General features: G+C 38.8%; 9 protein-coding genes and 1 pseudogene. 9 read left to right on the top strand and 1 reads right to left on the bottom strand.

Annotated elements, in window-relative coordinates; translation table 11 throughout:
* Both B5J94_RS12720 and B5J94_RS12715 read left to right on the top strand, forming a co-directional pair.
* Positions 1 to 623 (top strand): WG repeat-containing protein (locus B5J94_RS12720; RefSeq protein ID WP_169838812.1); only part of this gene is annotated, 623 nt, incomplete at its 5' end.
* 44 nt (positions 624 to 667) lie between these two features.
* Positions 668 to 1360, top strand: a complete 693-nt coding sequence (locus B5J94_RS12715) for a WG repeat-containing protein (protein ID WP_062501673.1) — start codon at positions 668 to 670, stop codon at positions 1358 to 1360.
* Positions 1361 to 1465: 105 nt separating this feature from the next.
* On the opposite strand, the gene B5J94_RS15065 is transcribed toward B5J94_RS12715, so the two are convergent.
* Positions 1466 to 1597 (bottom strand): hypothetical protein, encoded by a 132-nt coding sequence (locus B5J94_RS15065; protein WP_265734272.1) that lies wholly within the window; start codon positions 1595 to 1597, stop codon positions 1466 to 1468.
* 53 nt (positions 1598 to 1650) lie between these two features.
* On the opposite strand from B5J94_RS15065, the gene argS reads away from it, so the two are divergent.
* The 7 genes and pseudogenes from argS (at position 1651) to B5J94_RS12680 (ending at position 8047) form a co-directional block, all read left to right on the top strand.
* Positions 1651 to 3390, top strand: a complete 1740-nt coding sequence (argS, locus tag B5J94_RS12710; RefSeq protein WP_062501529.1) for an arginine--tRNA ligase — start codon at positions 1651 to 1653, stop codon at positions 3388 to 3390.
* A gap of 63 nt (positions 3391 to 3453) precedes the next feature.
* The gene (locus B5J94_RS12705; RefSeq protein ID WP_062501528.1) at positions 3454 to 3876 is read left to right on the top strand and encodes an ASCH domain-containing protein; all 423 of its coding nucleotides are present in this window, start codon (positions 3454 to 3456) and stop codon (positions 3874 to 3876) included.
* A 57-nt stretch (positions 3877 to 3933) separates the two neighbouring features.
* Positions 3934 to 4182, top strand: coding sequence for a DUF3375 family protein (locus B5J94_RS12700; RefSeq protein WP_062501527.1), 249 nt, complete (start codon positions 3934 to 3936; stop codon positions 4180 to 4182).
* Between the two features lie 145 nt (positions 4183 to 4327).
* A pseudogene (locus B5J94_RS12695) lies at positions 4328 to 5530 on the top strand (DUF3375 family protein); the annotation flags it as partial.
* Between the two features lie 12 nt (positions 5531 to 5542).
* Positions 5543 to 5905, top strand: coding sequence for a DUF4194 domain-containing protein (locus B5J94_RS12690; RefSeq protein WP_062500605.1), 363 nt, complete (start codon positions 5543 to 5545; stop codon positions 5903 to 5905).
* 2 nt (positions 5906 to 5907) lie between these two features.
* The gene (locus B5J94_RS12685; RefSeq protein WP_062500602.1) at positions 5908 to 6237 is read left to right on the top strand and encodes a DUF4194 domain-containing protein; all 330 of its coding nucleotides are present in this window, start codon (positions 5908 to 5910) and stop codon (positions 6235 to 6237) included.
* A complete protein-coding gene (locus B5J94_RS12680; protein WP_062500600.1) occupies positions 6230 to 8047 on the top strand; it encodes an ATP-binding protein in 1818 nt (605 codons plus the stop codon). Before B5J94_RS12685 ends, B5J94_RS12680 begins: the two co-directional genes overlap by 8 nt.
* Positions 8048 to 8084: the final 37 nt, after the last annotated feature.

Raw genomic sequence — 8084 nt, 5'->3', positions numbered from 1 at the left:
TTGAGGTTTTTAAAAATCCACAAAAATCGGGGTTTGGAAAGAAGTCTATTGACAAATCAGGTAAGGTGGTCATTCCCTTAATCTTTGATTATGCGGGGGAATTTGTCAGGGGTATGGCAGAAGTTAAGCAAAATGGCAAATACGGCTATATCGACAAAACAGGCAGTATCGTCATTCCTACCATTTATGACAAAACAGAACGTCTTGATGATGAGTTGATTGAAGTGGAGCAAAATGACAAATCGGGCATGATTGACAACACGGGTAAAGAAGTCTTACCAATTGAATATGACTACATTCGTGATTTTTCAGATACGCTCATGATTATCAAGCACCATGACAAATTTGGCGTGTTTTATAAACCAGAGCAAACCATTTTACCCACTTGGTATGATGATATTACAGAAGATGATGACGGCTTGGCAGTGTTTTGGCGACATACCTTAGGCTTTTTAAGCAAGATTGTGTATAAATTATCAAATGGTAAATTTGGCATACAAACAGGCTATTTTGACAGCAAGGATAATGAGATTAGCCCCAATCAACATCATCAAGAAAATATCCAAACAGCAACAAGCAATCTCGCCATGAATATTAACAAAATAACCCATTGTTCAGGCTAATCAAATAAGACAATTTTTTAAAGTTATTTTAAAAGGATAAAATTATGAAAAAATTTCTAAACCCCCTTATCATCACCCTATCCCTTTTATCCTTACCTGCTTTGGCGTGTGAAAGACCACAGGTGACGGGGTATGATGGAGCTGGTTGTTTGCAAGACGGATTGGCGGTTGCAAAAAATAACAGCAAATACGGTTTTATTGACAAAACAGGCAAAGTGGTTATTCCTGTTCAATATGATTATGCTCGCAGTTTTTCAGAAGGCTTGGCACTCGTAGAACAAAATAATAAATATGGCTTTATTGACAAAACAGGTAAAGTGGTTATTCCCATTCAATATGATGATGCTTGGTCTTTTGTAGAAGGATTGGCAAATGTAAAGCAAAACGGCAAATGGGGTTTTATTGACAAAACAGGTGAAGTGGTTATTCCCATGCATTATGATAATGTTTTGAGCTTTTCAGAAGGATTGGCAAATATAGAGCAAGAAGGCAAATGGGGGCATATTAATAAAACAGGCAGGGTGGTTGTGCCTATTCAATATGACTATATCGGGGAGTTTTTAGAACGCCTGGCAATCGCACAACAAAATTATAAGAGGGGGTATATTGATAACACAGGCAATGTTATTATTCCTATTCAATATGATTATGCTTGGGATTTTAAAAATGGCAAAGCCCTAGTGAGACTAAATGGCGAAATCTTTCATATAGACAAAACAGGCAAACGCCTAGACTAGCCCCAAGCGTTTTTGTGATGATTTTTGCCAAAACCGCTTTATTTTTAGTATAATAATATAGGGCATGCCTACCCTTTATAACACAATTTAAAATTTACAAATATTTTAAAAATAATTCCCTGTTTTTGCATGAAAAATGGCTAAATCTTGTTTTTCTTCGTCAAAAGCTCGTTTGATAGAATGACTATCAAACCTCACTTTTTCCTTGAAAAACGGGCGATTTTTCTCATTTTTCATTGCAAATACAAAAGGTAGGCACGCCCTATTTTAACATCACTTTAAGAGCCGTCATGACTATCCAATCCCTACTTCACACCCACCTACAAACCGCCATGATAAACGCAGGGGCGAACAAAGATACCGACCCTGTCATCAAGCAATCAGGCAAGCCCCAATTTGGCGACTACCAAGCCAATGGCGTGATGAGCGTTGCTAAAAAACTTGGCACAAACCCACGAGAATTTGCCCAAAAAGTGCTTGATGAGTTGGCAAACAGCCAAGCCTTGGGCGGTATTGCCGACAAATTAGAAATCGCAGGGCCGGGCTTTATCAACATCTTTCTTGACAAGGATTTTCTTGCCAAATCCGCCCGCACCGCCCGCACGTCCGACCGCTTGGGCATTACGTCCGACCACACCGAGACGGTTGTCATTGACTATTCATCGCCAAATGTCGCCAAAGAGATGCACGTTGGGCATTTGCGTTCTACCATTATTGGCGACAGCTCGGTGCGTGTGCTTGAATTTTTGGGTGACACCGTCATTCGTGCCAACCATGTGGGCGACTGGGGGACGCAGTTTGGTATGCTCATCGCCTACCTTGAAAAAATGCAAAACGAAAACGCCTCCGGCATGGAGCTATCCGACCTAGAAGCCTTTTATCGTGATGCCAAAGCGACTTATGACAATGATGAAGCCTTTGCTGAAAAAGCTCGTGGCTATGTGGTCAAACTCCAAAGTGGCGATGAGTATTGCCTTGCCATGTGGCAAAAACTCGTTGCCATTACCATGAGCCAAAACCAAGCCAGTTACGAACGCCTAAACGTAACCTTGACGGACAAAGACATCATGGGCGAGAGCCTTTATAACCCCATGCTCCCCGATATCGTCAAAACCCTAAAAGAAAAAGGCGTGGCGGTAGAAGATGACGGGGCAACCGTGGTGTATCTGCCTGAATTTAAAAACAAAGAAGGTGAGCCACTGGGTATCATCATTCAGAAAAAAGACGGCGGATTTTTGTACACCACCACCGACATCGCCGCCGCAAGCTACCGCTATCACACTTTGCACGCTGACCGTGCCATTGTCTATTCTGACACTCGCCAAGCCCAGCACATGGCACAGGCGTGGGCGATTGCACGGCTTGGCGGATTTGTGCCTGATACGTTCAAATTAGAACATCACAATTTTGGCATGATGCTTGGCAAAGACGGCAAACCGTTCAAAACTCGCACAGGCGGTACGGTCAAACTTGCCGACCTGCTTGATGAAGCGGTTGCCCGTGCCACCGTCTTGATAGACAGCAAAAACCCAGACGTAACTGCCGATGAGCGGACGGCACTTATTGATGCGGTTGCCATTGGGGCGGTCAAATATGCCGACCTATCCAAGCACCGCACGACCGATTATGTGTTTGACTGGGACAGTATGTTAAACTTTGAAGGCAACACCGCCCCTTATATGCAGTACGCTTACACCCGTGTGCGTTCTATTTTTGCCAAAGCAGGGGTAAATCCTGACACGCTAACAGGTAAGATTGTCATCACGGACGATAAAGAGCGAGCGTTGGCGGTCAAATTGCTACAATTTGAAGAAGCCCTACGCCAAGTCGCCAAAGACGGTACGCCCCATGTGTTGTGTGGCTATCTGTATGAACTCGCTGGCATTTTTTCATCGTTTTATGAAGCCTGCCCGATACTGTCGGCAGATGACGACACCAAAAATAGCCGTCTGCAACTGGCAGATTTGACCGCTAAGACCTTAAAAACGGGGCTGGATTTACTCGGTATTAAGACGGTTGAGAAGATGTAATTGATAAAATCATGATTGCCATCGGGGTTGTCCTAATGGCAATTTTTTAAATTGGACGCACTTATGTTTGACAAATTTGGCAATATCAACACCGACAATTTAGACATTACCGCCCTGCCCCATTGGTCATTTGGCGACAGTCCACAAATGGTGGACGAGCTTATAGGGCTTGTCCTAGACGGTAAAAAGCGAGCCACTTGCACCGCTCTGCATTGGCATTTGGACGAGCCAGTTTGCCCTGTTGGTAGCCTACAAGTCATCACAGACGGACAAAACCGCCCACGCTGTATTATCCAAAACACCGCCCAATTCATCATTCGCTTTTGTGATGTGGACGAAAAGTTGGCACGCCAAGAAGGTGAAGGCGATTTATCGCTTGCCTATTGGCGGACGGCTCATCAAGAATTTTTTGAGCGGTTTGGGGTATTTGATGATAAAATGTGGTTATTGTTTGAGACTTTTGATGTTATAAAAATCCTTGATTAGCCATTGCAAAATCATGCAATCATGCTATGATAATAAATCATTTATTATCCGCTTATCATGAATACGCCCACTTTAACGCTATCACGCCGTTATCATTTATTACTCCAAAGAAATGACACATGGCGATTATTAACCGCCAAACGTGCTCCCATTATTTTGGCGTGTGCCGAACAATTATTCATGAGCCAAAATCAAACGCCCACCATGGATATGGCGGTGCAGTTATTAACCAATTGCTTTAATGAATTTATTCATGACAAGGAATTGATTGATAAAGACCCACACACATTAGCCAAACAAGAATAGAGAGATTGGCTAAAACGTGGCTTAATCATAGAAAGAAATAATAAATCTCTTTCCAAACTAAAAATAAACCCTTATAAGTATTGGGGTTGAAGTTTTTAAAAATCCATAAAAATCAGGGTTTGGAAAGAAGTCTAATGAAGTTTTTGCAACCGATGCCCTACAAAAAGCCATTTATTTTATCAAAGGCTTAGAAGATGATACCGTCATGACTTCTACGGCGTCAAGATTACAAACCGTCCAATCAGAAATAGAAAAAGCCTATATCCGCCTAAATCCCAATCAACAAGAAAGAGAACAATATCTCCAAAAACAAATAAACCTATTACATCAAGAATTAACCAATGTTAAAAATGGCGATTTTGAATTATTAGATACGCATTCATCCAAAGAAATACTCCAAAATATCTATGAACTTGCCATGAGTCTATATCATGATTTTCGCCGTGTGGAAGATTCTTATCGGCAAATGGATAAAGAACTAAGAGAAAAAGTCATTCGTGAACAATATCATCGTGGGCAGGTAATTCACACGTTATTGGATTATCATGATGAACTAATTAGCACGCCAGAAGGTCGGGTATTTCAAGGATTTAATCATGCCTTACAACATAATCATATTGACGAACTCAATCATCAAATAAAACAACTGGTAGCATATGGCATTAGCCAAGATAGCCTAACACCCACTCAATTATTCAATTTATCCACGCTAATTAGCTCTTTAAATAAAGAAGCCAGTCAAGTCATTCGTGCCAAACAAAATATGGAAAAAGACGTTAGAAGTTTTATCCAAACAGGCTTGGCAACCGAACATCACAGGGTTGGCGATTTATTAAATCAAATATTTAAAGAAGCTCTCAATATAGATTGGCAAGATAATAGCACCAAACACACGCCAAGTCATCTACCACCCATTGCCATTGAGTTAAATAAAATTGCCAGTATTGAGTGTTTTTTAATTCATGAATATAAAACAGATGACAATCATCAATTAAATCTAGATAATCAAAGCATTGATTTAAACAGCGTAGATTCATCATTTTGGCAAGCCTTGGACGGATTAGACAGGCAAGATTGGTTTGATAAAACCAAAGCCTTATTATCCCAATCAGACAAACCCTTATCCATTGCTGATTTACACCAACAATTACCCATACCTGATAATTACGATTTAGAAGCGATTGCTTTATGGATTGAAATGGCGTGTCGCACATCATCCATATCGGACACTTATGAATATATTATTCTAAAACGCAATACAAATCATGATGAATTATGGCAATTTAAAGTACCTGTTATCGCCTTGCAAAAGCACCATTTTGATGAATTATCATTAGATGATATTTAAAAAAGGATTATTATGGATACGCAATTTCTTTATGATACCAACCAAACCTTAAAAAATGCCATCCAAGATTTATTAAAACATGGCTATATAGAAAAACATCAAAAGCCCAATATTTATCAACAGCTATTTGGCAATATAGACTTTATCAATGCTTATTTGTCCATCATGGATTTATCAATGCACATTGACGATATTCGTGGTGTTATTTATGTTGGTGTCTATCAAAAATTTATGATATCATTATTGATGATACGACAAATCATGAAACTCATGATGAAAATAACCATGATGACAATCCAACCAATAATAGTCATAGCCCAATACCATCTTATGATAAAATGTGGTCGCACCCTTTTATTCGCCGTCAAAGATTAACCTTGCACCAGTCTTTATTAATAGCAATTTTAAGACAAAAATTTGTGGAAATAGAAAGCCAAAGCGGTGTTGGTACAAATACAGTTTGGGTAGATTTTGATGACCTAAAAAACCAATATTTTTCTTACATCAATCATAGTGGCAGTGAAAAAAGTGATGATGATTCTTTAAAACGCTTATTATCCCAATTAAAAGACTATGGCATTATTGGCGATATGGACGAACAAGGCAAAATTATCATTCGCCCCCTAATCGCCCATTTGGCAAATCCTGAAAATCTTGGTCAGTTTTTAATGCAATTAAAAAATCTAAATGGAGCATATGATGAATAATGGCAGTTATTTTTTACATCAAATAGATGTCTATAATTGGGGCGGTTTTTATGGATTGCACACCGCTCATATTGATAAAGAAGGCACGGCGATTATTGGGCAAACAGGCAGTGGCAAAACCACACTCATTGATGCCTTGATGACTTTATTAGTTGCCAAGCCTTATTACAATCTTGCGTCCACAGGCGGACATGAGAGCGATAGGGATTTGATGAGTTATATTCGTGGCATTGCCAATCCAGATGATAAAGACGATACCAATCGCACAGGCAAAACCATAACGGCAATTCGTGCTTATTTTTATCCCATTAAGACAGATTCATCAACACAAATTTATCAGCAAGAGTTATTTAGCGATGATACTTTTGTTAGTCAAAACCAACCAAAAAATACCGTCCAACTAACCGCCATTTTTTGGATAGACAGTAATAGCAATCACGCCAAAGACAGAAATGATTTATGGATATTTTCTCATGATGATTTTTCTTTAAAAGAATACATTCAAGAATTTCATCAAAGTGGCAAACGTGGCTTTAAGGCATGGATTAAAAATCATGACAATATTCATGTATTTGACAGCAAAAGCAGTTATTTATCAAAAGTCCAAAGCTTTTTTGATGTATCAGACAATGCCTTTAAATTATTAAATCGCACCGTGGGCTTAAAGCAATTAAACAGCATTGATGAGATATTTCGTGAATTGGTATTAGACGATGAGTCTTTATTTGAAAAGGCTAATGACATCATCACGCAATTTGATGATTTAAGTCAAATACGCCAAGATGTACAAACCGCCAAAAAACAACAACAATCTTTATTGCCACTTAGAAATCTACAAAAACAGTGGCAAGAAAATGACAATCGAATAACGCACATCAATACTTTGATTGATTATTTGCCCATTTGGTATAACTATCACGCTCATGGTATTTATGATGACATTCAAAAAGAACTAAAAATAGATAATGAGCAATTAAAAATAACACTAAATCACGCCGAACAAGAAAAAGAAAATACCAAACAACAAAAAGAGTTATTACAAAGCCAATATTATCAAAAAGGCGGTAATGACATTACTCATCTAAAAAGACAGATAGAGCAAACCCAAAAAGACCTTGATAAAACTTCTAAATATCATAAGCAATATCTCTCGCTTATTCGTTATTTTGGTTTGACTTATCAAGACAGCCAACAAGACTTTTTGAAAAATAAAGAGCAATTAGCCAATATCCAAGAGCAAATTCGTCAAAACATTGAAAATAAAACCCAAGAATTGCATGAAATCGGTGCAAAAAGACACTCTCATCAAAATGACATCACAAACATCAACGCACAATTAAATGAAGCCAAAAAACAAACATCTAATATTCCCTTAGAATTTATCAAATTTAAAGAGAGCCTTGCCGAGCATTTAAATATCGCTTGTGATGAATTGTATTATTTGGCAGAATTGATAGAAGTGCAAGACAAAGCATGGCAAGGGGCGATTGAGCGAGCCATTGGCAGTCATCGCCTAAGATTATTTGTGCCAGAACATCTCACACAATCAGCACTGGCATGGGTAAATCATCGCCAAAATCGTTTGCACGTGCGTTTATTTAGTGCCACAAATACACCCACTCACAAAGAGATATTTCATGACAGCTTTATTCATAAATTAACCGTTAAAGACAATCCTTTGTCATTATCAGTATTTCATGTATTGGCTGACATTGATAGGCATTGTGTGAATGATACCAATGCCCTGCAACATACCCCACACGCCATGACTAAAGAAGGCTTGATGTCCAATAAAAAAACATTATTTTGACAAACAAGACCAAAAATCCCTAAAAGATGATTGGCTA

The organism is Moraxella lacunata, from assembly GCF_002027545.1.
GTDB lineage: Bacteria > Pseudomonadota > Gammaproteobacteria > Pseudomonadales > Moraxellaceae > Moraxella > Moraxella lacunata.
This window is presented reverse-complemented; position numbering and strand designations above follow the sequence as displayed.

Excerpts from the sequence above, each read along its gene's own strand:
- B5J94_RS12680 (WP_062500600.1), top strand. The coding sequence starts at position 6,230 with ATGAATAATGGCAGTTATTTTTTACATCAAATAGATGTCTATAATTGG.
- B5J94_RS12690 (WP_062500605.1), top strand. The coding sequence starts at position 5,543 with ATGGATACGCAATTTCTTTATGATACCAACCAAACCTTAAAAAATGCC.
- B5J94_RS12705 (WP_062501528.1), top strand. The coding sequence starts at position 3,454 with ATGTTTGACAAATTTGGCAATATCAACACCGACAATTTAGACATTACC.
- B5J94_RS12715 (WP_062501673.1), top strand. The coding sequence starts at position 668 with ATGAAAAAATTTCTAAACCCCCTTATCATCACCCTATCCCTTTTATCC.
- B5J94_RS12700 (WP_062501527.1), top strand. The coding sequence starts at position 3,934 with ATGAATACGCCCACTTTAACGCTATCACGCCGTTATCATTTATTACTC.
- B5J94_RS15065 (WP_265734272.1), bottom strand. The coding sequence starts at position 1,597 with ATGAAAAATGAGAAAAATCGCCCGTTTTTCAAGGAAAAAGTGAGGTTT.
- argS (WP_062501529.1), top strand. The coding sequence starts at position 1,651 with ATGACTATCCAATCCCTACTTCACACCCACCTACAAACCGCCATGATA.